Raw genomic sequence first — 23,153 nt, 5'->3', positions numbered from 1 at the left:
TTTTTTTTTAAACAAATTTTTCGTGCTATTTGTTTACTTTTTTTTAAAATTATTATGTTAAATCAAATATATAAGAGGGAAATGAAAACCAGAAAAAACAGTGATTTAGCAGGCAAAAAATCTGCACGGTTTGCCACAGTTCTAATAATCTCATATAGCATGTCGGTTTTCTTCAACATCTTTTCTCTAAAAGCTGCATCACTGATATTTCAGGCCGCAAGCTTCTTGCAATATTTATCTGAGATTATCCCAATACCAACTCACCGCTTCTTTCAGACCGGATTTAATATCATGAGAAGGATGATACCCGAGAAGATTTTTTGCCTTTTCCACGGAGGCCAAGGAGTGCGGAATGTCACCCACACGATTAGGGCCATGAATGCTTTCAATGTGCGAAATTTCCGGATCGTAAAGCGATAAAAACTCCTTTAGATAGTCAATCAGCATATTTAAAGTGGTACGGTCACCCACCGCCGTGTTGTATACTGTATTGACCGCCTTTGGATTCTCAGAAGAAAGGGCCAGCGCGTTCATTTGAATTACATTATCAATATAGGTAAAATCACGCGAAAAATCACCCGTACCATTGATGACAGGGCTTTCGTGGTTCATGAGTTGGATAACAAACTTCGGAATGACCGCCGCATAGGCACCCTCAGGGTTTTGGCGCCGACCGAAAACATTGAAATAGCGCAGACCGATCGTTTCAAGACCATAAGTTTTGCTGAAAACATCTGCATATAGCTCATTCACATATTTGGTAATGGCATAGGGAGAAAGTGGTCTCCCAATAACGTCTTCCACTTTAGGCAGGGCTTCCGAATCGCCATAGGTAGAAGAACTGGCAGCATAGACAAACCGTTTTACTTTGGCGTCGCGTGCCGCAACCAACATATTGAGGAAGCCTCCAACATTCACATCGTTGCTCGTAATAGGATCATTAATCGAGCGCGGAACCGAACCGAGAGCCGCCTGGTGTAAAATATAATCCTGTCCGTCCGCGGCTTTTTGGCAGGTCTCCAAGTTGCGGATATCACCTTCAATAAGTACGAAGTTAGGATCAGCCTTTAAATGGTCGATATTATGATGAAAGCCTGTGGAAAAATTATCCAAACAGCTCACTTGAACTCCCTGCCCAATAAAATATTCGCATAAATTGGAGCCGATAAAACCGGCTCCGCCCGTTATTAAAATCTTTTTATTAGTTAAATCCATTTTCTCCAAAATTTTACTTTTTCTTCTTCATGCGTGTAAGAATAGTACCCATAGCCATACCGTTTACCATATCGTGTATTTTCTGGTTTTACGCCGTTGAGAACAAATGCTAAGTTTTTGATTCCATTTTCCTTTTGGAAGCCATCAGCGAAAGTTATCATCTCTTTTTCAGTAAAATCTGATTTTACGGCGTAAAGTACGACATCTGAATTTTCAACCAGATGTAGAGTATCACTCACGAGCATCACCGGCGCGGAATCAAGAACGACATAATCGTAGCGACCTTTTAGATAGTCAATAAGGTTATCGAACTTGGTCATATCCAAAAGATCGTTAGGATTTGGAGCTATTTGTCCACTAAAAAAAACATCCAGGTTGTCATTGACTTTAGAAGGTATGATAAACGAATTGGGATCAGTATCTTCAGAGACCAGAAAATCGGTTAAACCAATATTTTCACCCGAAATGAAACGATGCAGTTGTGGATTTCTAATGTCCGCGCCCACCACGATAACTTTGTTTTTACCAGCAAGCGTTAACGCTAAGTTCATTGAAATGGTGGTCTTTCCTTCGCCTTTCACGGACGAGGTGACCAGAATTACGCCGCCGTGTGCCTGTTCTTTAGCACGCAGCACATATTTGAGATTGGACGCTAAGATACGGAAGGATTCGGCGAAAACTGAAAAATCATTCGGGTGTACCATCATAATTTCCTCTTTATGGAAAGGAATCTCTGCGACGACAGACGCTTCAGGTATTTGGTTCAAGATATGAAGCTTGGAATGTACCCTTGTATCCAAAACATTTGCTCCAACAAGAAATAAAAGAGGAAGTAAAAAACCTGCAGCTAATGCACCGTAGACAATTTGAGTGCTATTTGGTTTGACCACTCCTGTTGTGTAAGCTGGATTGACAATTTTCGCTTTAGGAGCTGTGACGGCAAGTGTAATGGCATTTTCTTCTCTTTTCTGCAGTAGGTAAAGATAAAGCTGTTCTTTCAGATTTTGTTGTCGGTCAATACTACGAAATATCTTTTCCTGAGTTGGAAACTTACTGATATTCCCTTTTGCGATATTCAGCTGGCCCTTTGCTTGGGCCACTTGGAGCTGCAATGTTTCCTTTGATTCCATCAAATTTTGACGGATGAGATTCTTTAGAGAAGCGATCTGCTTATTCATTTCGATTACGGCAGGATTTTCCGGCGTTGCTTGTTTCAAAACCCTGTTCCGGTTAATAACAAGATTGTTATACTCAGAAATGGCAGTTTCAGAACCTGCGGGAAGGCCCATTCCGGAAGGGATGAGTTGGTTTCCTGCGCTTGCGGCCAAAACTGAATTAATTAAATCCAGCTGCATCGTATTGGTAAGAATGGCTTTTGTATTTTCTTCGACATTTGTCAGGGAAATACCCGCCTGAGCTTCCAAATCCGTAATCTGGTTGGTGCGTTTGAATGTTTCTTTTTCGCCTTCAATACCAGACAGATCATCAGTAATAATAGCCAGACGATCATTGATAAAGTTTTGGGTGTTCTGGGCCTCCTGATTTTTATCGTTAATCCCGTCAATAATATACTGTTTAGAAAGCTCGTTTAATATATCTTCAGATTTTTGAGGTGTAGGACCTACAAAGGAAAGCTCCATCAGCAAACCTTTTTCAGGAGGTAATGAAACGCTGATTCTATTTTCCAGATTGGCGATAGCATTTCCCAGGGAGCGGAAAACAACCTTTAACGGTGAATTTAAAGTAAAGCCAGGTTTCGCATCTAGTTGTACTGTTCCAAAGTTTAATCTGACGGGACTACCAAAGCCGTAAACTTTGTCGGAATCGCTAAGCTTATACGAATTTTTACCTACGGGTGTTACGATGAAGCTGGTTTCCCGAAATGTAGAAGTATTATCGAGAGTTATAATCTTACCATTTAAAGGGGAGTCAGCATAAAGTTCAATTTCTTTGATGGTTCCAATACTAAAAAAACTAACATTTAGGCCAAGATTTTTTGCCACTTCAGTTAGGATCGGCTTTGAAACAATAATTGTCGTTTCTCCCTGAAGCTCGGCATCACCACTTATTCCCACTCCTAAGGTTTTAAGATCACTTAAAGCCGCAGTACTGTTTCCTTTGGTTTCCTGAAGTTTTAGGGAGGTAGTTGTGTAATACTGAGGTTCTGCGTAGCGAAGATAAATTTTTGCAGCAGCATAGAATAGAGCCATGCTTAAAAGAAACCAAGGCCAATAGCGGAAATATTTCCCGATTTCCTTTTTAATATTGATAGGCTGTACCGGCTTTGAAAGCGAAGAATTTTCCAGAAGTTCCATAGCCAGTATTATCGGGTTAAGGTAAGAATTAAGGTGACAAGACCAAGGGCTACACCACCGTATCTGATCCACTGCTCGACGGCGGAATTGGTTTTGACAGCTACCTGTTTGTTTTTATCCGGCTCCACATAGAGAATATCATTTTGTTGGATATAGTAATAAGGTGAGTTCACAATAGAAGCTTCAGAAAGGTCTAAGGAGACCACCTTATCTTTTTCATCCTGCTCAGAATAGCGAATCAATTTCACGTTGGTTCTGTTGGCATCATAAGTGGCATCACCCGCAAGAGCCAATGCCTGGAAGATATTGAGCTTTTCAGTGGTACTGGTCCTTTGACCGGGACTATTCACTTCACCCAAAACGCTGAAATTAAAATTGGCCAGGGTTACGGTAACCATGGGATCTGTAAGATAACGAAGTAAACGGTTTTCCAAGTCCTGCTGGAGCTGTTTTTTGGTCATGCCTTCGCAATAAATAATCCCTAAAACAGGGAAGGTAATGGTTCCTTCAGAGGTAACCATATATTCAGCTGGACTTATTACTTGATTTGTACCCGCATCACCAGAACTAGCAGAACTTGTTCTGGACATCGTAGAAATATTAAAGGGCCGCACTGCAATTTCGTCTAATGCAGATACCAAGATTTGCAATCTGTCGCCTTCCTGAATATGGAGGCCTTCATATTTCGCTTTCGAAACTTCCTGCTCGAAATTATCATTGGAAAGGTAAACAACATTTTCTTTAGGTTTGCAGGAATGTATAAAAATAGCGAATATAATAAATACCGTTACGTATTTCTTCATTTTTGTGTTTTTCGACTCAGTATAAAATTTGGAAGTTGTTAAACGTCTAAAGATTTACCTATCTATTATTTCTTATATAATAATTAACCCCAACACTTAACTGTCGGTTATAGGTTACCCCATTGGTATTGTTGGGATAAACTTTTGAAAATCCGCGGTCAAACCTTAGTACGGCTTCTAAGTCATCGGTTACGCGGGCACCAGCACCTACCGATAGACCAATTCCAATATTATTTAATTCGTCATCGTGATTAAATTTAAAATGATCAGCATCATAAAGCGCACTCACTTGCCTATCCTCTCTTACTAAGAACTCCACACGTGGCCCTAAAAAAACAAAATAATCACTTAAATTATTGTTTGGGTGGAAAAAATATTTAATATAAAGCTGCGCGGCAATATAATCATGATTAAATTTCTGACGATCATATTTACCAACATTTGCTTTGGCATGTTCTCCCTGCATACTATATTCGATCTGCGGCACAAAGAAAAGCCACTCGCCACCACTAATGTCTGATCTTAAAATTGGAATTTCTGCCAGTACCCCCAGAGTACCACCATAACGACCTACGGATCTGTCATGTACATTTACAATTGATCCTCTATGAAAATTTCCGGTAACACCGAATCTTGTTTCACCAGAGTTCTGAGCGCTTAAGGTTATAAAAAGCACAAGTGCAATTATTAAATTTATTTTTTTCATAAGTAGTTTTTTTCAATAGTATGTGTTCCCAGTTTTTAGAAATATCCCGCAAATTAATTAAAAATTTTTGAACTGGAAAGTTTTTTGTAATTTGAATGATTCTCAAAGGCTCATAAAGACAATCATATACTAATTCGTTTTTTATATATTATATTTATGTTACCAATAATTTTAAATAAAAATAATCAGAAATTATTCTTAAAAATATATGAATTTATTTTCCAATTTCACTTAGGGTTTGCTGAATAACTTCATATTCAAAACCCTTTCCTAAAAGGTACTTTATCGTCTTCGATTTTTTCTGGTATTCCTTAAAACCTTTCTGCTTGTAATAATAATCGTGCCAGAGCTTCTTTAAAGTCTTTTCGTAATCAGCTTCATCAATTTCATCGAAACTTTTATTGATCAGCTTTGCCGGTACACCTTTAAATTTCAAATGATTCCGTATTTTATTCCGTCCCCAGGATTTGATATAAAACTTTCCCCGGATATAACTGCGCGTAAAACGTTCTTCATTCAGATAATTTTCCCGCATCAGATAAAGCAGAATTTCTTCCTTTGCCTCGGGCACCAGTAAAAAATCACGCATTTTCTGCTCAACTTCCTGATGGCAACGGTCCTGGTAAACACAGTAATTAACCATCTTCTGTTTGATTTCCAAAAACGTATAAGACTTGTGATCCAAACAGTTATACTACAATTAAATTAAAAAAAATGCTTACTTCTTATCAAACTTAAAATAAAATTTCAAAAAGATCAGCAACTTTTTTTAAAAATTAAACAAGGCCTTTCCTTCCATCATCTTATTGACTTTTTTCCGTACTTCAGCAATGGTTTTTTCATCATTAATATTCATCACCACATCATTGATCAAACCTGCAAGAATTTCCATGTCAGCTTCTTTCAAACCGCGTGTGGTGATCGCTGCCGTACCTAAACGGATTCCCGACGTCGTAAACGCTGATTTATCATCAAAAGGCACCATATTTTTGTTACACGTAATATCAGCTTTCACCAATGCTTTTTCGGTTTCTTTGCCATTAACATTTTTATTCCGCAGGTCCACCAACATCAAATGATTATCCGTTCCACCGCTCACAATATCAAAACCATTGTCAATCATTGCTTGAGCCAACGCACGCGCATTCGCTACCACCTGTTTCATATAAACCAAAAACCTGTCATCAAGCGCTTCCGCAAAAGCCACTGCTTTACCGGCAATCACATGCTCCAGCGGACCGCCCTGAATTCCCGGGAAAACCGCGCTGTCAAGCACCTGGCTCATCATTTTAATATCGCCTTTTGGTGTCTTATGGCCGTACGTATTTTCAAAATCTTTGCCCATCATAATCAGTCCGCCGCGCGGACCTCTCAAGGTTTTATGCGTCGTAGTTGTCACCACATGGCAATGCTCAAACGGAGAACTCAACAGACCTTTTGCAATTAAACCGGCCGGATGTGCAATATCTGCCCATAAAGTCGCTCCCACTTCATCCGCAACTTCACGGAATTTCTTAAAATCCAAGTCACGCGAATAAGCCGAGTACCCCGCAATAATCATTTTTGGCTTTACTTCCAACGCTTTTTGGCGCATCGCCTCATAATCGATCAGTCCGCTTTCTCTTTCCACGCCATAAAAATGCGCATCGTACTGAATTCCCGAAAAATTCACGAAAGAACCGTGCGTTAAATGTCCGCCCATCGAAAGATCCAGACCCAACATTTTATCACCAGGTTTCATGATCGAAAGATAAATCGCAGCATTCGCCTGCGATCCAGAATGCGGCTGAACATTCGCATAATCCACACCGAAAAGTTCTTTCGCACGATCAATAGCCAGATTCTCCACCTCGTCCACGACTTCACATCCGCCATAATAACGTCTGCCAGGATAACCTTCCGCATATTTATTGGTCAAAACGCTACCAACTGCTTTCATCACGTTTTCCGAAACAAAGTTCTCGGATGCAATTAGCTCCACTCCTTGCGTTTGTCGCTGTCTTTCCTGCTCAATAAGGTCAAAAATAGGATCCATTCTTTATCTAATATTTTTTATTTTAATATCAATTTCTCTGAAATTCAAATTTATGGAAATTTTCCTGATTTGTCGTTCTTTCAAAATGTTCATATTCCCCACTTTTGCTTTTTTGAAAAATTACCTGCTTTAAGGGCCAAATTTTTTGAAATAACTTCCATCAATTTATATCCAAAAAATTCCCGGCTATTTGCACCTTTTTTTTAATTTTAAAAAAAGCGGACTTTTATTTAATTAATGAATAAATCATAATTTTGTACACTATGAAAATTGGTGATAAAGTTTCGGTGATCGATGATAATTTAAAAGGAAAAATTACCGCCTTAAACGGCAAAAAAATTACCGTTGAAGATGAACACGGCTTTTCCCACGTTTATAATGAAAATGAAATCGTGCTTCAAAATCCTGAAATTTATAATCAGCTAAAAACTGTTCATAAAGAAGATACTTCAAAATCAAAATCAAAGAAACATCAAAAGAATCCTTTAGTTCTGGATTTACATTTTGAAACCTTCGGAAAGAATTCCGGAAAAATTGATGCTTTTGAGCGGTTATTTTTACAAAAGGAAAAACTGCTGAAAACGCTGGATTTTTGTCGCGAGAATAATTTAAAACGCCTCGAAATCATCCACGGAATCGGCGACGGCGTGCTTCAACAAATGGTTCACGAGGTGCTGGAAAGCCAAACCAATCTGGAGTTTCATAACAAAGAAATACTGCACCATCAGTCTGGTACAGTATTGGTTTATTTTCGTTAAAATAATTTTTTCGCTGCTATTTGGGCAAAAAATTCGGAATTAATTCACGTATTTAAAGCTTGTCGCGTAAAATTTGTCTTTCTTGATTTCGCCGCTCACCACTGCTTTTTTCATGATTTTGCAGTAACCATCGGCAGCGTGTGCGTCACCAAAAGTTTTTTTGTCAAGACCTTCAACGTGGTAAATTTTCCCATCGATTTTCACCGCCATTGCGCAACCTTTATCGGTTTTTACTTTAAACATGCACATTCCGCACGCCGCGTCCACCGTTTGATTCTGAATTTTCTGCGCGAATATCGTCACAGAAAACATCAGCATAAAAATCATAATTAGTTTTTTCATATTGTACTTATTTAATTTTTCTGGTTTAAATTAATGAAAAAATTACCGCTTAAAATGGCATTTTTTTTCATATTTAAATTATTGAAATTTCATTTTCCAAAATCGAAATTTTCCGGCTTATGTCTTTGAAAATTAATTTCCTGACAAAGATATAAATTCTGATTTATCATTCGCAATGACATTGCTCAGCTGACCACAAATCCGGAATTTCGCAAGCCGATTTATTTTAATAAATTTGTGGCTCTAAACATGGAAAATCTCAAACTACTTTTTACCAAAGGCGGCATTCAATACCAGATTCACCGGCAAAAAAACGTGCTCAAAGAAGAAATATTGCTTTGTGGCGAGGAAAATCCGGAAGAATTTTGTGCAGATCAAATCGCGCGGATTTTAAAGCTGCAAAAATTCAAAGAAATAAATGTTATTTCGGCGCTTAACCACTTCACGATGATGCCGGAAGGTTTTTCGCAGCACGACTTCGGTTTTGATTTAATCGCCTACAACGCGCCTGTAGAGAAGGAAAACGAAGAATTGATGTTGGCGCTGAATAAAAAATTTGATGTTCAGTTTTATTACGCTTTTCCGAAAGTTTTCTACCATGAGATAAAATTTCTGGCAATTCCGACGAAATTTAATTTTTCAGGTGAAGAATTTTTGAACAGGATTTCGGTGAAAAATCAGAAAGAAATTCACATCAATTTGTATCATCAGCAATGCGAATTTTTCGCGTTTGATCATAAAAAAATTATACTTTACAATAATTTAGACGTAAATTCCGAAGTAGATTTTTTGTATTTCATCATGTTTACTTTAAGCAAAATCGGTTTTGGCATCGATGAAACTCAGTTTTTCGTCTATGGCGAAACCACTGAAAACGAAACATTTATTTCAGAATTGAAAAAATTCGTGAAAAAGCTCAAAATAAATTTTGATAATATTCCGCAAAAGAATTTTCTTCTTAAATAGTTACCAATTGTTAATTGTGAATGGTTAATGGTTAATGGTTAATTACTAATGATTAAATTTTTTAGCTTTTACAATTAATCGAAAGCATTATCGTTTTAAAACCTTTAAACTACTCACTGTCAACTGACAGCTGATTATTGACAACTATCAACTAAATCCGATGTATCGAATTATAAGCGGCCAGTGGAAAGCCAAACGAATTTCCGCACCGAAAAATTTTACGGTAAGACCAACCACCGATTTCGCTAAAGAAGCGCTGTTCAGCATCCTTGAAAACCGTTACAGAATTGATTTTGCGTCGATTTCTGTGTTGGATTTGTTCGCGGGCATTGGTTCTTTGAGTCTTGAATTTGCATCGCGTGCTTGTAACGACATTACAGCTGTAGAAATGAACGTAAAACATGCGGCTTTCATTAATTCTACGGCCGCGGAGTTGGATATGAGCTTGCAGGTCAGCGTGCAGCGTGCTGATGTTTATGATTATTTGAAGAAAAACCGCAACCGGAAAACCTTTGATTTAATTGTTGCTGATCCGCCGTTTGATACCGACGATAAAAAATACCAGGAATTGCTCTCGCTGGTGTTAAACAATAACTATCTGAAAGAAGACGGAATTTTCGTGCTGGAACATCAAAGCCGAAATTTGCTGCAACATCCCAATTTACTGGATACCAGAAAGTATGGGAACGTGAGCTTTTCTTTTTTTAAAGCTAATGAAACTGCGCCTGCGGAAGAAGAAATTGTAATTGAAGAATAACTTTTTTTAAAGAACTTTCAGCTCCAGATCGATGGAGTTTCCAAAGAATTTTCGGGATATTTTCTCGAAATTTTTGGTGATATCCGAAAGGTAAAACTGGTAAGTCGCTTCGTTATTATCTTTGTTCAGCAAACGGTGTTTTTCCAGAATTACTTTCAATTGGTTCGCCACAATACTCGGCGAATCGATGACGCGCACGCGGTTTCCGTAAAACTGTTTGATTTCATTCAGCAAAAGTGGATAATGCGTACAACCTAAAATCAAAGTTTCGATATTTTTTAATTTACTGTTGCTCAGGTAATTATAAACAATCGCATGCGTGATGGGGTGATTTTTAAAACCTTCTTCAATCGCCGGCACCAAAAGCGGCGTCGCGAGTTCATCAACCTTGATGAATTTATTGTGCTTCCGGATGGTTTTTCGGTAAAGACCGGACGAAACCGTTGCTTTTGTCGCAATTACGCCCACATTGTTATGAATTTCGTAGGAAACTTTTTCCGCAACGGGATTAATAACATCGATGACCGGAACTTTCTGATTCACCAGTTCTAAAACTTCTTTCAGCGCGTTTGCCGTCGCGGAATTGCACGCAATTACAATTGCCTTACAATTTTTTTCGAGCAAAAAAGAGGTAATTTTTGTGGAATAGCCAATAATCGCTTCACGCGATTTTTCGCCGTACGGCAGATGTTTCGTATCACCAAAATAAATCAGGTTTTCCTGGGGTAAAAGCCGTTTAATTTCTTTTGCGATGGTCAGCCCGCCGACACCGGAATCGAAAATACCAATAGGCTGGTCTGCCGAGAGATGACTGAAATCAGGAGTTTTCAAGCGTAAGAATTTTTGCAAAAATACGAATTTACATTGATGCGATAATGTGATGATTTGATGATGTGCAACAAAAGCATGGAAAGGCATTATTTAAAAATGAAAAAAAATGCCCAAAAAGCGGCAAATAAATTCAGGTTTAATTCACATAAAATAAATCACTCGCGATTCCGTCGGCTAAAAACCAGTTTTTTTGCGGTATTCTGAGGTGATTTTCGGAAATTTCTAAAAGTCCGGACTGCAGTTTTTCAGCCGTCACCTTTGTAAAATATTCAAAAAGTTCCGCACTTATTTTTTCTTCTAAAAAATTTAAATCTACGCCCCAGCTTGTCCGCAAACCGATCATCAAAATTTCGTTATACTGGTCCTTTTCGCTTAAAATTTCCGTTTCTTTCGCCAGTTTATTTTGGTTTAAAGTCTGCATATATTGCTGATTATTCGCCACATTCCAGCTTCGTTCTTTTCGTCCGTTATAGGAATGTGCGGACGGGCCGATTCCCAAGTATTCGCCATATTTCCAGTACGCGGAATTATGTTTTGAATGAAACCCTGGCTTTCCAAAATTTGAAATTTCGTAATGTTCAAAACCGTTTTTTTTCAGAAATTCAGTCATGAAAAAAAATTCCTGATGCTGGTCGGTTTCTTTTGGTGCCGCTACTTTTCCCTGAGAAATCCAGGCATTTAAAGCGGTTTTCGGCTCCACTGTTAGCGCATAGGAAGAAATATGCGGTACCTGAAGTTCAATCGTTTTTTCCAGATTTTGCTTCCAGATTTCTACATTAGAAGTTGGTGAACCGTAAATTAAATCGATGCTGATATTTTCAAAACCAAAATCTTGCGCTCTTTTGATAGAATCTTCAGCTTCACCGGCGTTGTGTGCGCGGTTCATCAATTTCAAATCGTCATTAAAAAAACTTTGCGTGCCGATGGATAAACGGTTAAAAGGTGTTTTTGCTAAACCTTTCAGAAATTCCGAATTCAAATCATCGGGATTTGCTTCAAGCGTTATTTCTATTTTTTCATCGAAAGAAAAATACTTCAAAACTTCATCGATTAGCGACTGTAATTCATCAACACTTAAAAGCGAAGGCGTTCCGCCGCCAAAATACAGAGATTTTAAATTCTGGTTTTCAAGCTCGTTTTTTCTCAGAAAAATTTCCCTTTTCAGCGCGGAAACCATTTCATCTTTATACTTTAAAGAAGTTGAAAAATGAAAGTTACAGTAACTGCATTTTTGTTTGCAGAACGGAATGTGAAAGTAAATCAAGGCTGAAATTTAAACTTTAGAAAATCGAAAAAAAATGCCCGAATAGCGGCAAATTTTTAATAACGATAACCTCTGGTATTGATAAAATTATCGAATTTATAACCGATGCTGATCATAAAACTGCTGCCCGCATATTGCTGAATGTCCGACATACCAAAATTATAGCTCGCACCGAAAAAGAAACGGTTTACGGTGGCTTTAACCACCGGTGAAAGGGCTAAAGTTTGGTTACCGAATTTATTCAGTCCGCTGCGGAAACTTGCTCCGGCGGAAAATGAATTTTCATCGGATTGCGCGGTCGCCATCAAATTGATGTCCACAAAGCGCGAAGAATTGGTATTTAAATTAAGCAAAACCGAAGGACTGATATAAAAACCGTCGCTTAAGTAATAATCGTAACCCGCGTTTAATAAATATTTCGTTGGTTCCGGCTCGATTCCGTTGACAATCGGAATATCGTTGCTCAAAGCAATATCGTTGATGGAAACTCCACCGAAAAAATTGTGGTAAGTTACGGCAAGTCCGAGATTAGCATAAATCAGAAAAATGGAATCCGCGGTTAAGAGTGGATCTCCAGGATCGGCTGGATTCAGCATACTCAAGTCAAAATTCATATTATAAAAATTGACATTGGTACCGAAAGAGAACTGGTTTGCACGTTCGCCATCATCATCCAACGGAATAAAATACGACGCACCTGCAGAAATGCCGGTTGAAGAAATTGGACCGTTTTGATCCTTAAAAAATGACAAACCCGCTCCCACACGATCGAAAACGTTGGCATTAAGCCCGATGGACTGTACGTTTGGCGATTGCTCGAAATTTGAAAACTGTTTTTGGTAATTTAAATTCAAAACCACATCATCAGTCTTTCCGTAAAGTGCCGGATTAAATAGAAAATCCCCGTCTAACAAATATTGCTGATAATACGGCAGGGTTTCCTGGCTTTTTCCGGTCGCGAAAAAAACGAGGGTGAAAAATAAAAAACCAAATTTTTTCATGCTAAAAGGCTGAATTTTCATCAAATATAAAAAAAGTTTGGTGACTTAGGATTCTAAATATTTGCGCCATTTTTGTAAAGCGTCTTCCATGTCTTTAGGCATGGGACTTTCGAAATACATTTCTTTTTTTGTGGTTGGGTGAATAAACCCTAAGGTATGCGCGTGCAGCGCGTGACGTGGCAGAACTTCAAAAACATTTTTGATGAACTGCTTGTATTTCGGCAGATTTATTCCCTTTAAGATCTGGTGTCCTTCATACCGTTCGTCATTAAACAATGTATGACCAATATGCTTAAAATGTGCACGGATTTGGTGCGTACGCCCGGTTTCAAGCTTACATTCCACCCAGGTCATATAGCGGAAACGCTCCAAAACCTTATAGTGCGTTACAGCGTGCTTACCTAAACTTCCGTCTTCGAAAACCGCCATCTGCATCCGGTTTTTCAGGTGGCGCCCAATATTTCCGGTAATCGTTTCTGAATCTTCTTCCAGATTTCCCCAGACAAAAGCCCAATAAAGTCTTTTTGTTGTTCGGTCAAAAAACTGTTTCGCCAGAAAACTTAAAGCATATTCGTTTTTCGCGATGACCAAAAGTCCGGACGTATCTTTATCGATTCGGTGAACCAGTCCTACCCGATCTAAATCCGATTTCAGTCCGTTTTTTTCAAAATGGAAAGCTAACGCATTCACCAAAGTTCCGTCATAATTCCCGTGTCCCGGGTGAACCACCATTCCCGGATCTTTGTCAACCACCACCAAATCGTCATCTTCGTAAACGATATTAATGGGAATATCCTGTGGAATAATAAGATTTTGCCGCGGCGGATGTGTTAAAAGAACCGAAATTTCGTCGCCGGGCTTTACTTTATAATTCTGCTTCACTGCAGTTCCGTTCACCACGACATTTCCCGCGCGGCAAGTCTGCGAAATTTTATTTCGCGAAGAATTTTGCCGGAAAATCTGCAAATATTTATCGATTCTTAAAGGCGCCTGACCTTTGTCTACTTTCAGCGAAAGATGTTCAAAAAGTCCTTCGGCTTCCGTTTCGGTTTCCGGACCAATCAGCTCTTCATCTGAAAAATTTTCGTTCTCGTCTATCATCATTAATTATAAAGATAAAGCTCCAACATTTAGTTGAAGCTTTAGAATTTTTTAAGGAATTTTTATTACTCCACCACGACTTTTTTGGCTTTCGCTTTTTCTTCGGTTTTTGGTACCATAGATTTTGGCGTGGTAGTTTTAGGGTCTGTTGTTTTCGGTTTTGTCTCCGTAGTTGTTTTTGGCGTCTCCACTTTCGGAGCTGTTTCCGCCGGGATTGTTGGTCTTGGAACCTCCTGTGACGGTTCACGTCTTTGTGGTGCCGGCGGAATATAATCTGCTCCCTCGTCGATATAAACCGGTGCATTCATATCGATTTTAATTCGGTACATCGATGTGAGTTCCGAAATTTTTCTGCCCATTTCAGCCGGAGTTTTTTTACTCGCCCAGATATCCATCTGCATTCCCTGGTCACGCACATCTCCCGGCGCCGGATCCTGGAAATACACAATATCAGATTCATCACCCACGCCATCTTCATATTCTACAAGACCAACTTCGAAAAGATTTTGTTTAATAATCGCTTTCGCTTCCTGCACCGTCAGTCCAACTACATTTGGAATGGTAATATTTCGCTGCGGACCTGCGCCAATAACCAAGTCAACCGAAGAAAATCGCGGCAGCAAAGCGCCAGGTTTAATGGAATTTCCATTGTATAAAAGTCGTAAAACCGCATCACGCTGAATACTCGGTTCATAAATCGTATCGCCAACCTTCAAGCCAACCTGCTCTAACTGTCGGAAAGCTAGGCCTTTATAACGGTCTAGAACATCCGGCACGGAAACCTGCGCGTAAGTTCTTGGGTTTACTTTCAGTACAATGGTTCTGCCGTCTTTTACACGCGAACCCGCGGAAGGATAAATCTGCAAAACTTGAAAAGGTCGGTATTTTGGGTCATATTTAAAGCTGTCTACTTCATATTCCAAACCAGAATCGTCCAAAATTTTAATCGCTTCGTGCACAGAACGGTTCATCACGTTCGGCACCGGAATTTCTTTGCCATGATTGGTATGAACTTCCAACCACCGGAAAGTAAGCCAAACCAATCCTACGAAAACTGCTGCCGCTACCAGCAAATTAACCAGAACTTTCCAATGGAAAAGCGATTTTAGCATATTTTTGAGTCTTTATTTAATAAGTGCAAATATATAAAATAATCTTTTCCGTAACTGCGGAAAGTTTTCAGGACGCTTACTAAGCGCAGACGGTTGGAAATAATTATCTTTGTCTAATAAAGTATTTCCATGATTTTATCAATGACCGGCTTTGGCCGAAGTGAAGGCGTTTTCGAAGGTAAAAAGATTACCGTAGACTTGAAATCGCTGAACAGCAAATCATTTGACCTCAACATAAAAATTCCGTTTCGATACAAAGAAAAAGAATACGAACTCCGCAAATTATTGAACGACCGGGTACAGCGCGGAAAAGTAGATTGCTACGTCAACGTAGAATCGCTGAGTGAAGTTTCTGAAACCACAGTGAACGAAACTTTGGTAAAATCTTACATGGCAGAACTGAAAAAAATAGCCGCAGACGGGCCAGAATTTGAATATCTGAAAATGGCGATCCGCATGCCCGATGCAATCGCATCAAAATCCGAAGACTTAACCGAAGAAGAATGGAATTTCCTTGTGAAGCTTGTAGAAGAAGCTTTGGAAAATTTCGGAAAATTCCGCCAAACAGAGGGTAAAATTTTACAGGACGAGCTCACGCGAAATATTGATAATATAGAAACTTATCTCTCGCAGGTGGAACCGTATGAAGGAATCCGGATGGAAGGGGTAAAAGAACGTTACCGCAAATCGCTCAGCGAATTTGACCAGCTTGATGAAACGCGTTTTTACCAGGAAATGGCGTATTACACCGAAAAACTGGATATCGCCGAAGAAAAAGTGCGTCTTGCGCAACACCTTAAATATTATAAGGAAGTGATGCAGCAGGAAAATTTCAACGGGAAGAAACTCGGTTTTATTTCTCAGGAAATCGGGCGCGAAATCAATACACTTGGTTCTAAAGCCAGCCACGCGGAAATTCAGAAACTTGTCGTCATGATGAAAGACGACCTGGAAAAAGTAAAAGAACAAACTTTAAACGTGCTTTAAAGGCATTTTTTTTCGTTTTACATAAAATAGATTTTAATTAAAAAATACCGTTTGAAAGAAAAAGTAATCATATTTTCAGCACCTTCCGGCAGTGGAAAAACAACTTTGGTTAAACATTGCCTTTCGCGCTTTCCGGAGCTCGCCTTTTCCATTTCGTGTACAACGCGCGCTGCAAGAGGAACTGAAGAAAACGGCATCGATTATCATTTTATCACCACCGAAGTTTTCCGCCGGAAAATCGGTGAAAATGCTTTTGTGGAATTTGAAGAAGTTTATACCGATAAATTTTACGGAACTTTAAAATCCGAAGTTGAAAGAATTTGGGCTGAAGGAAAAACCGTAATTTTCGATGTGGATGTGCAAGGCGGAATTTCATTAAAAAAATATTTCGGCGAAAAAGCACTTTCCGTTTTCATCATGCCGCCGTCGGTTGCAGATCTGGAACTTCGCTTAATCGCGCGCGGAACCGACGATATGGAAACCATAAAAATGCGTGTGGAAAAAGCGACGGAAGAAATTTCCTTCAAAGACGACTTCGATGAAATTGTAGTAAACGACCAACTGGAAGTCGCAAAACATAAAGTAGAGCAACTGCTGCAAAATTTTCTGAACTCATGAGAATAGCAATAATAGGTGCAGGTTGGGTTGGCAGTAAACTGGCAGACTATCTGACTAAAAAAAATTACCACCTCATCGCCACCACTACTTCGGCGGACAAAATTTTGCCTTTGCAAAAAGTCGCGAGTGAAGTTCATTTGTTAAATTTTGCACAAAATCCGGATTTCAGCGTTTTGGATTCCGTTGATATGGCCATTTTCAGCATGCCGATTTCCCGCAATTCCTGGTTTGAAGGTTTTCAAACACTCGAAACTCAATTCCCGAAAACTTTACTTTTCAGCTCCACTGGGATTTATCCGCAGGAAAAAGAAGTTTTCACCGAAGAAAACACCGGAAATTTACGGACAGACATCAGCGCAGCGGAAACTTTGGTCAGAAATCAATATCCACAGACCAATATTTTGCGTTTGGGTGGTTTAATGGGCGCAGACCGCTCCCTGAAAAACATCTATAAAAACCGCGAACCTGAAAACCCGGACAAAGCCTCAAATTATATTCATTACGAAGATATTTTGGCGGTGGTGGAGCTTTTCATTAATACCGAAAGAAAAAGTGAAACCTATAATTTGGTCGCGCCGGAACATCCAACAATCGCCGAAATCTTAGATCCGGAAAAAACCAAAAAAACCACCGAGAAGCAGCGAATAATTTCCTCGGAAAAATTAATCCGCGATTTCAACTATCAATTTATTCATCCAAATCCGAAAAATTTTTAAATACCATGAGCACCGAAAATTTAAATAAAGCCAAAGCCAATCTTCCCGTTCGCGGATTTCTGAAAATTGATGACCTCATCATTCCGCAAGGCGACGATTTGGTGCAGGCGATTCTGGACCTTAAAAAAGAAAAAAACGCCGTTATTCTGGCACATTATTACCAGCCGCCGGCGATTCAGGATATTGCAGATTATCTTGGCGATTCCCTGCAGCTCGCGCGTGCCGCAAAAGATACCGATGCAGATATGATCGCTTTTTGTGGCGTACACTTTATGGCAGAAGCCGCGAAAATATTAAATCCAACTAAAAAAGTAGTTCTTCCCGACACGCAAGCCGGTTGTTCGCTTGCAGATGGCTGCAGCGGCGAAGGTTTACGTGCAATGCGCGCGAAACATCCCAACGCACTGATCGCGACTTACATCAACTGCAACGCGGAAACCAAAGCAGAATCTGATATTATCGTGACGAGTTCCAATGCAGAGACCATCATCCGTTCTTTACCCACGGATCGACCGATTATTTTTGCGCCGGATAAAAATCTCGGTAGATTTCTCATGAAAAAAACCGGCCGCGACATGATTTTGTGGGACGGCACCTGCATCGTGCACGAAGCTTTTTCCATGGAAAGAATCGCGCAGCAGCTCGCTGAAAACCCACACGCAAAACTCATCGCGCACCCGGAAAGCGAAAGCGCCGTGCTGGATCTCGCACATTTCGTCGGTTCCACTTCCGCACTGTTGAATTTCGTGGAAAAAGATGATGCACAGGAATTTATCGTCGCCACCGAAGAAGGCATTTTACACGAAATGAAAAAACGCGCGCCACACAAAAAACTCATGCCCGCGCTGGTTTTCGACGAATCCTGCAACTGCTCCGAATGTTTTTACATGAAGAGAAACACGCTTGAAAAGCTTTATTTATGCATGAAATATGAACTTCCGGAAATTACGATGGACGAAGAACTTCGCCTCAAAGCATTGAAGCCCATCGAAAAAATGCTGGAACTTTCCACCACCATCAAATAAAAATTCGGGCTTAAAAGGGCAAATTTTTTGGGCAATCTTTTTTGCCTTTCTTTGCTCTTCGCAAAAAAAAGCCGGGCTGTCCGTTGCAATTCCTCCCCCGAATATTCGGGGTCCGGGATTTCCACTTCCATCACTATTGCGTGCTAACGCATAGGTTGAAGGATGGAGATGAAAAATAAGACGTTAAATCAGGCAATTTTTTAATTTTTTAAATGTTTGTAAATGACTTCAAAAATATTTATCGAAGACCTGAAAATTTTCGCGTATCATGGCGTTTTACCCGAAGAAACCATTCTCGGGACCTATTACATTTTGAATGTTGAAGTTCACGCCGATCTTTGGAAAGCCGTCGGCACTGATGATTTGGCGGACACCATTAATTATGCTGAAATCAATGATATCATTCATCAGGAAATGAAAATCAATTCAAAACTGATGGAACATGTCGCGGGTCGAATTTTAAAAAACATCAAACTGAAATTTCCGCGGGTAAAATTCCTCAAAATCAAAATCACCAAAACCAATCCACCCATGAAAGGCGAAATGAAAGGCGTCAGCGTAGAAATTGAAAATGAATTTTAAAAAAATTTGCCGCTAAAACCGGTAATTTTTTCATTTTATAAATTTTAGAAATTAAAAATAAAAAGCGGAAATAACCGCTTTTTTTTATTTTTTGCTTGCGTCACGAGCATTTTTTTCGGATTTTTATTTGCTTCAATTTTAAGGTTTTCCCGCGAAGTAATCTTAACTTTGAAAACCAAATACAATTCGTAAAATACCAATGAAATATATTATCCTTTCTTTACTCTCAGCCGTTTTGCTGAGCATTTCCTGGCCTACTTATGGCATCCCGTTTTTCATTTTTATTGCGCTCGTTCCGCTTCTGATTCTGGAGCATGACATTTCAAAGTTTTCAAATATCAGGAAAAAAAGTCTCACCATTTTCGGGCTTTCCTATCTTGCTTTTATTATTTGGAATATCGTCACCACAGGTTGGCTTTACGGCGCTAAAAACCCGGATGGTTCAAATTCTTTATTCGCAGTTGTTGTTCCCGTGGTGCTGAATTCTTTGTTTTATGCTTTTATTTTTCAATGTTACCATTGGTACAAAAACGCGCAGGGAACTTACTTCGGTTTGGTTTTTTTCGTGGCGATTTGGATGGTTTTTGAGAAAATTCATCTAAGCTGGGAACTTACATGGCCGTGGCTGAATTTAGGAAATGTCTTCGCCGCTTACCCAAAAATTATTCAGTGGTACGATACTTTGGGCGCCACCGGCGGCAGTTTCTGGATTTTGCTCGTCAATGTTTACGCATTTTATACTTTGAGAATTTGGGAAGCCGGCAGAAAACGCAAATCTTTGGTTTTAAACGGTTCTATTCTCGCAGCCGGAATTTTATTGCCTATGCTTATTTCAAGCGTTAAATACCAGAATTTCGATTTAAAATCCACCGGTTCGGTAAATGTGCTGATGTTGCAGCCGGAGTTGAATCCGTATACCGAAAAATATTCCAAAGACAGTCTTACGATTTTAAATGATTTACTCACTTTAGCCGAAGAAAATTCCACCGGAAAAATCGATTATTATATCGGTCCGGAAACCTCAATTCCGGGATCTGGTTCCATTTCCGAAACCGGATTTGAAGACAGCGAACTTTTAAATAAAGTCAAAGATTTTTTAAGCAGCCATCCAGAATCCGTTTTCGCGACGGGCATTTCTTCGCACCGTTTTTATCCTGACGCAAATCAGAAATCAAATACCGCCTACCAAACTTCGCAGGGAATTTTTGTAGACAGTTATAATTCGGCGGTTCAAATTCTTCCGAACCAAAAAGTCGAGGTTTACCACAAAGGAAAACTCGTTCCCGGCGTGGAAATTTTCCCGTACATCAATGTTTTAAAGCCGCTTTTGGGAAACGCAATGCTTGATTTGGGCGGAACTACTGCATCTTTGGGCGTTGATGCTGAAAGAATAGCATTTTCAAACCCTTTTAATGAAGGGAAATTAGCGCCAATCATTTGCTACGAAAGCATCTACGGCGAATTCGTAACTGATTATGTGAAAAAAGGCGCGAATTTTCTCTCCATTATGACGAACGATTCATGGTGGGGCGAAACGCAGGGCCACAAGCAGCTTATGGCGTATTCCAGGATGCGCGCCATCGAAACGCGGCTGGAAATTGCCCGCGCGGCAAACAGTGGAATTTCAGCGCACATCAATGCGAGAGGCGATGTGGTGGCTGATACTTTTTATGGCGATAAAACGACGCTTTTTGCGAAAATAAATCTGTACGAACATCAGACTTTCTACACGCGAGCCGGTGATTTGCTTTCAAGAATCTGCATTTTTGTCTTTGGTTTTCTGGTTTTTTACAATTTGATTAAAAAGTTCCAGAACAAAAAGCCGCAGGAACCAATGAAAAAAATCGTGATAAAACGGTAAAAAATTCGACTGATTACTGACTACTGATTTACTGACTACTGACCACTTTTGTGTAAAAAGTGATTCAGCAGCAAACGTATTTCATTAAATTCGAAATCGTTCGGCAAGGCTTTTTTCCATTCGTTCAGCGATTCGAATTGGTTTTTTTTGAATTCTTCTTCGAAAGTTTGAATTTTTTCTTTGGCAAAAATCCGGGATATATCCAGCAAACCCTGCTCCGCAAATTTCGCTAAATGCCCATAAATGGTTTCCGGAACCAGGCCGCGTTCCTTCGCAACTTCCGGAATGGTTTTACCACTTTCGAAAAGCTGAAAGGTTAAAATATGCGACGGAATTTTCGCAACTTTTGTGGAAATAGCTACGTTATTTTCGGTATTGAAAAGCGGTTTTTCCAGAAGGTGAACTTTTTTCATATCATTCAGATAATCCTCCAGATCATCCAGAAAAACGCGGAAATCTTCGTTGTACTGTTTCAAACCTTTTGTGCCTTTATTTTCAGAATAGAAGTCCAAAAGTGGCTGAAAAACTTCCAGATTCACTTTCGTAAAAAAGAAATTTACGGCACCTTTTGCTTTAATTTCAATTTCTGCCCAGTCTTCTTCACCCAGAATAAATTTTTGGTTCTTCTGAACCATAATTTTCTCAAATTTCTGATAAACCGCCGCGAAATTTTCAATTTTTGGTTTTAACGTTTGGTAGAGATAAGTCGCCTTATTTTTGTCGAGGGATTTGCTGGTTTTCGTGGACTGATACCAGGTTTCAAAAGAATGCCGAAACCAGGTACAATCCAAACTTCGTATGACTTTTTTTATGCTGTAATCGTATTTTTCGGCCTGCAGAATTTCTTCCACTTTCCCATTTGCGTTGGTTTCATCCTGAAATTGGGAAACACGACGGTCTGCAAAAATAACGTTCGGTGTGATTTTCGATTTTAAAACAATGCCTTCCAGCGTACGACAGCGCGACAACGCAACATAAACCTGACCGGAAGCAAAAGATTTTCCGGCATCGATAATCAACCTGTCGAAAGTTAAACCTTGAGATTTGTGAATGGTCACCGCCCAAGCGAGCCGAATCGGATACTGCTGAAAACTCCCCAACACATCTTCAGTGATATTTTTTTGGGCGTCCAAACCGTACTTTTTTTGCTCCCAGGTTTCCTTTTTTAAGGTGAAAACTTCATCATCACCATCAATGAGAACGGTGATTTCCTTGTCGTCCAAGCTCATGATTTCCGCGAGTTTACCGTTGAAATATTTTTTATCTGCGCTGGCATCATTTCGAATAAACATGACCTGTGCGCCGACTTTCAGCTGAAGTTCTTCTTCATTCGGATATTGGTTTTCATTGAAATTTCCGGTAATTTCCGCGGAATAGAAATACGGTTTCCCTTTCAGTTCTTGCAGTTTTTTCTGGTTGATTTCGTCTGCCATTCGGTTGTGCGAAGTCAGGTAAACATAAGGTTCGTCGGTTGGTTCAAAATCAGGTAAATATCTGGAATTCAGAGTTTCAAAATCAATATCACCCACTTCGCCATCGCGGATATCATTTAAAATATCGAGAAATTTTTCGTCTTTTTGTCGGTAAACCGTGGTTAATTCGATGGTAATCAACGGCATTTCCTTCAAGGCATAACTCTCAAAGAAAAAGGGTGATTTATAATACTGACCTAGAAAATGTTCATCGCGAACCACGGGCGGTAGCTGGTACAAATCTCCGATAAAAAGCATCTGAACACCGCCGAATTTTTGCTGATTCCGTCGTACAAAACGCAGGGAAAAATCCATCATATCAAGCACATCAGCGCGTAACATGGAAACTTCATCGATGATAATGATTTCTATTTCGCGCAGCAATTTCAGTTTGTCTTTGCGATATTTAAAGTGCTGCATCAAATCGGCAATATTATTGCCTAGATTGCTGTCAATTCGGTCCGTTGTGGGAATAAACGTTCGCAGCGGCAGCCCGAACATGGAATGAATGGTGACACCGCCCGCATTGATCGCCGCGATTCCCGTAGGCGCAACTACGATATGTTTTTTCTTGGTTTTTTTAACAAAATCATTCAGGAAAGTGGTTTTTCCGGTTCCGGCTTTTCCGGTGAGAAAAATACTACGGTTCGTATGTTCGGCTAAATTAAACAGCGATTCATTCATGT

The 23,153-nt window shown here is 39.6% G+C and carries 22 protein-coding genes; 9 read left to right on the top strand and 13 right to left on the bottom strand.

The annotated features are described in order from the left end of the window. Positions 1–234: 234 nt before the first annotated feature. The 6 genes from BMZ55_RS10280 to glyA all read right to left on the bottom strand — a co-directional run bounded on the left by BMZ55_RS10280 (position 235) and on the right by glyA (position 7,074). Positions 235–1,215, bottom strand: coding sequence for an SDR family oxidoreductase (locus BMZ55_RS10280; protein WP_089820264.1), 981 nt, complete (start codon positions 1,213–1,215; stop codon positions 235–237). Further along, complete coding sequence (locus BMZ55_RS10275) at positions 1,206–3,530, bottom strand: GumC family protein (RefSeq protein WP_089820263.1); 2,325 nt, start codon at positions 3,528–3,530, stop codon at positions 1,206–1,208. The genes BMZ55_RS10280 and BMZ55_RS10275 overlap by 10 nt, the downstream gene beginning before the upstream one ends. Before the next feature lie 8 nt (positions 3,531–3,538). Beyond that, positions 3,539–4,333 carry a polysaccharide biosynthesis/export family protein gene (locus BMZ55_RS10270; RefSeq protein ID WP_089820262.1) on the bottom strand — a complete coding sequence of 265 codons (795 nt, stop codon included), beginning with the start codon at positions 4,331–4,333 and terminating at the stop codon, positions 3,539–3,541. Between the two features lie 58 nt (positions 4,334–4,391). Continuing rightward, a complete protein-coding gene (locus tag BMZ55_RS10265) occupies positions 4,392–5,039 on the bottom strand; it encodes an outer membrane beta-barrel protein (protein WP_089820261.1) in 648 nt (215 codons plus the stop codon). 214 nt (positions 5,040–5,253) lie between these two features. Next, a complete protein-coding gene (locus BMZ55_RS10260; protein ID WP_089820260.1) occupies positions 5,254–5,682 on the bottom strand; it encodes a regulatory protein RecX in 429 nt (142 codons plus the stop codon). 126 nt (positions 5,683–5,808) lie between these two features. Further along, positions 5,809–7,074, bottom strand: a complete 1,266-nt coding sequence (gene glyA, locus BMZ55_RS10255) for a serine hydroxymethyltransferase (RefSeq protein WP_089820259.1) — start codon at positions 7,072–7,074, stop codon at positions 5,809–5,811. Positions 7,075–7,337: 263 nt separating this feature from the next. Here glyA and BMZ55_RS10250 point away from each other — a divergent pair, with 263 nt between their 5' ends. Then, the gene (locus BMZ55_RS10250) at positions 7,338–7,832 is read left to right on the top strand and encodes a Smr/MutS family protein (RefSeq protein WP_089820258.1); all 495 of its coding nucleotides are present in this window, start codon (positions 7,338–7,340) and stop codon (positions 7,830–7,832) included. Positions 7,833–7,871: 39 nt separating this feature from the next. Here the strand turns inward: BMZ55_RS10250 and BMZ55_RS10245 are convergent, their stop codons facing one another. After that, positions 7,872–8,174: a DUF6370 family protein gene (locus tag BMZ55_RS10245; RefSeq protein WP_233701938.1), complete on the bottom strand. Its 303-nt coding sequence runs from the start codon at positions 8,172–8,174 to the stop codon at positions 7,872–7,874. Positions 8,175–8,423: 249 nt separating this feature from the next. Between BMZ55_RS10245 and BMZ55_RS10240 the strand changes: the two genes are divergently transcribed. Beyond that, positions 8,424–9,140 (top strand): DUF3822 family protein, encoded by a 717-nt coding sequence (locus tag BMZ55_RS10240; protein ID WP_089820257.1) that lies wholly within the window; start codon positions 8,424–8,426, stop codon positions 9,138–9,140. A 160-nt stretch (positions 9,141–9,300) separates the two neighbouring features. Further along, entirely contained in the window at positions 9,301–9,897 is a 597-nt protein-coding gene (locus BMZ55_RS10235) for an RsmD family RNA methyltransferase (RefSeq protein ID WP_089820256.1), read from the top strand. A gap of 6 nt (positions 9,898–9,903) precedes the next feature. Here BMZ55_RS10235 and murI read toward each other — a convergent pair whose 3' ends face one another. The 5 genes from murI to BMZ55_RS10210 all read right to left on the bottom strand — a co-directional run bounded on the left by murI (position 9,904) and on the right by BMZ55_RS10210 (position 15,206). Further along, positions 9,904–10,728 (bottom strand): glutamate racemase, encoded by an 825-nt coding sequence (murI, locus tag BMZ55_RS10230; RefSeq protein WP_039343123.1) that lies wholly within the window; start codon positions 10,726–10,728, stop codon positions 9,904–9,906. Positions 10,729–10,864: 136 nt separating this feature from the next. Then, positions 10,865–11,992, bottom strand: coding sequence for a radical SAM family heme chaperone HemW (hemW, locus tag BMZ55_RS10225; protein ID WP_089820254.1), 1,128 nt, complete (start codon positions 11,990–11,992; stop codon positions 10,865–10,867). A 56-nt stretch (positions 11,993–12,048) separates the two neighbouring features. Next, positions 12,049–12,993, bottom strand: a complete 945-nt coding sequence (locus tag BMZ55_RS10220; RefSeq protein WP_089820349.1) for a PorP/SprF family type IX secretion system membrane protein — start codon at positions 12,991–12,993, stop codon at positions 12,049–12,051. A gap of 45 nt (positions 12,994–13,038) precedes the next feature. Further along, the gene (locus BMZ55_RS10215; protein WP_394332649.1) at positions 13,039–14,094 is read right to left on the bottom strand and encodes an RluA family pseudouridine synthase; all 1,056 of its coding nucleotides are present in this window, start codon (positions 14,092–14,094) and stop codon (positions 13,039–13,041) included. Between the two features lie 65 nt (positions 14,095–14,159). Continuing rightward, entirely contained in the window at positions 14,160–15,206 is a 1,047-nt protein-coding gene (locus BMZ55_RS10210; protein WP_089820252.1) for a PASTA domain-containing protein, read from the bottom strand. Between the two features lie 129 nt (positions 15,207–15,335). Between BMZ55_RS10210 and BMZ55_RS10205 the strand changes: the two genes are divergently transcribed. The 6 genes from BMZ55_RS10205 (at position 15,336) to lnt (ending at position 20,995) form a co-directional block, all read left to right on the top strand. Then, positions 15,336–16,193 (top strand): YicC/YloC family endoribonuclease, encoded by an 858-nt coding sequence (locus tag BMZ55_RS10205; protein ID WP_089820251.1) that lies wholly within the window; start codon positions 15,336–15,338, stop codon positions 16,191–16,193. 51 nt (positions 16,194–16,244) lie between these two features. After that, a complete protein-coding gene (gmk, locus tag BMZ55_RS10200; RefSeq protein WP_089820250.1) occupies positions 16,245–16,811 on the top strand; it encodes a guanylate kinase in 567 nt (188 codons plus the stop codon). Then, on the top strand, positions 16,808–17,527 hold the full coding sequence (locus tag BMZ55_RS10195) for a Rossmann-fold NAD(P)-binding domain-containing protein (protein ID WP_089820249.1): 720 nt from the start codon (positions 16,808–16,810) through the stop codon (positions 17,525–17,527). The genes gmk and BMZ55_RS10195 overlap by 4 nt, the downstream gene beginning before the upstream one ends. Positions 17,528–17,532: 5 nt before the next feature. Beyond that, positions 17,533–18,552 carry a quinolinate synthase NadA gene (gene nadA, locus BMZ55_RS10190; RefSeq protein ID WP_089820248.1) on the top strand — a complete coding sequence of 340 codons (1,020 nt, stop codon included), beginning with the start codon at positions 17,533–17,535 and terminating at the stop codon, positions 18,550–18,552. A 222-nt stretch (positions 18,553–18,774) separates the two neighbouring features. Further along, entirely contained in the window at positions 18,775–19,134 is a 360-nt protein-coding gene (folB, locus tag BMZ55_RS10185) for a dihydroneopterin aldolase (RefSeq protein WP_089820247.1), read from the top strand. 199 nt (positions 19,135–19,333) lie between these two features. Further along, positions 19,334–20,995 (top strand): apolipoprotein N-acyltransferase, encoded by a 1,662-nt coding sequence (gene lnt / locus BMZ55_RS10180; RefSeq protein ID WP_089820246.1) that lies wholly within the window; start codon positions 19,334–19,336, stop codon positions 20,993–20,995. Between the two features lie 35 nt (positions 20,996–21,030). Here the strand turns inward: lnt and BMZ55_RS10175 are convergent, their stop codons facing one another. Beyond that, positions 21,031–23,151 carry a helix-turn-helix domain-containing protein gene (locus BMZ55_RS10175; protein ID WP_089820245.1) on the bottom strand — a complete coding sequence of 707 codons (2,121 nt, stop codon included), beginning with the start codon at positions 23,149–23,151 and terminating at the stop codon, positions 21,031–21,033. Positions 23,152–23,153: the final 2 nt, after the last annotated feature.

Source organism: Kaistella treverensis (assembly GCF_900114045.1).
Lineage (GTDB): Bacteria > Bacteroidota > Bacteroidia > Flavobacteriales > Weeksellaceae > Kaistella > Kaistella treverensis.
This window is presented reverse-complemented; position numbering and strand designations above follow the sequence as displayed.